We start from the raw sequence: 1,584 nt of genomic DNA, 5'->3' as shown, positions 1-1,584 counted from the left end.
AATTGTGACTTTAGACAAAGAAAGATTTATTAATAAAGCGGGAAAACTCAAATCAACTAAATTAAATGAAGTTGAAATAGGGCTTAAACTCGTTACAGGCTTAGATTAAAGGGCACTTCGTCTAACTACGGCTTCTCACTGCGTTCGCGACTCACGGTTCCCGCTCGCGCTCACTCCGGGCTAAAGCCACATTGCTTTGACACTCGGTTCGCGGGACGCGACTAAGGTCGCTCGAACCGAGTGTCAACCGCATCGCGCGCAGGCGCTTGCGGCCGCAACGTCGAGAAGCCTCTTTCGTTATGCGACAGCGCTTTAAAATACATTATGATTGAATTATTTAATTGGTTAAAAGACAATAAAGATGGAATAGAAGTTGGTCTAGATATTCTTCAGTTTCTTGGATATGTAATAGGGGGTTGGCTTGCAATAAGGCTTTCTTATTTTGCCTTTGCTAGGGAGATTAAATTTGCGAGAATAAAGCAGCTAATAGATGATGCTTTTAAATTGAGAATCGAGATATCAAGGGATCTCCAAAATTTTATAGTCTGGCTAAAAGAAGAATTAATGTCCGATCAGACAAGAATTGCTGATCTCAAATCTTTAAAGACAATGCAAGAAAAAATTAGGCCGATTTTTAATAAAGCAAAACTTGCGAATTCCGACATAGCTAATATTGCAGTACTGCTTGATTTAACATTGAATAATGTCATCTTTACACTTGGTGAAAAAAGAAATATTACTAAAACTTTTGAAATCGTCTTGCAAAGAACAATGCTGATATGGTTGGAACGGAATCTAAATTTGCTAAATATTCTTTGTCAAAAAATAGAAACATCACCTACAGTTGCAATGCTGAAAAAACCATATCGAAAATCCTATGAGATGAACATCGGAAATTATATTTTGACTCGCTCACGACGGCCATTGCAAAGTAGGTTTTTAGAATTAGGTGTCAATTTATATCAACTGCGACCCGAAGTGTTAAATTACTTGAATATTAGCATTTATGCTCCTAACGACATTATTCCTTATGCTGTGAGCGCTACCGGAAAATGGGACAGATACTTGGCGCGTTCTCTATATCGTAGATTAGAGTATTTTCCAATTAGAATTCTCATTAAAGCTAAAGAACCATTTAAAGAGGTGCTTCCTTTTATACTATTCAAGATTGAAATTAGAAAAGACCTTTTTACTGGTAAGGTTAGGAAAAAAATATTTTATATCTTAGATGATAATGTTATGAAATTCGATAGCAATTATCTATTTTCCTGTTTAGAAAAAGAAGGTTCTAATTTTATTTTGCGTGATGCTTATATGAATAGCGAATTTAAGGTGTGTGAAAAAGATTTTTCGTTCAGCATTACTTATGATCAAAAGCCAACGATTGTTTTTTCTGTTACTCCACGAAATTTAAAATTCTATTTTTTTAAAAACATTTTTTTCATAATTCTTGATCTGTTTAAAAAGAAAAGTTTATCTCATTAAAAGCGCCATCGCATAACTTCGTCTTCTCACTTCGTTCGCGACTCACGGTTCCCGCTCGCGCTCACTTCGGGCTAAAGCCACATTGCTTTGTCACTTCGG

At 35.9% G+C, this 1,584-nt stretch carries 1 protein-coding gene and 1 pseudogene; both read left to right on the top strand.

All coding sequences use genetic code 11. The features are described 5' to 3' along the window. Window positions 1-109 (top strand): annotated as a pseudogene (locus JWG44_RS15775) (type II toxin-antitoxin system PemK/MazF family toxin); the annotation flags it as partial. A 215-nt stretch (window positions 110-324) separates the two neighbouring features. Then, a complete protein-coding gene (locus JWG44_RS15770; RefSeq protein ID WP_205275971.1) occupies window positions 325-1,485 on the top strand; it encodes a hypothetical protein in 1,161 nt (386 codons plus the stop codon). Window positions 1,486-1,584 lie beyond the last annotated feature (99 nt).

This window comes from Leptospira ainazelensis (assembly GCF_016918785.1).
Taxonomy (GTDB): Bacteria; Spirochaetota; Leptospiria; order Leptospirales; family Leptospiraceae; genus Leptospira; species Leptospira ainazelensis.
Note: the sequence above shows the minus strand (reverse complement) of the source record. Positions and strands in the feature narration are given on the sequence as shown.

Excerpts from the sequence above, each read along its gene's own strand:
- JWG44_RS15770 (WP_205275971.1), top strand. The coding sequence starts at position 325 with ATGATTGAATTATTTAATTGGTTAAAAGACAATAAAGATGGAATAGAA.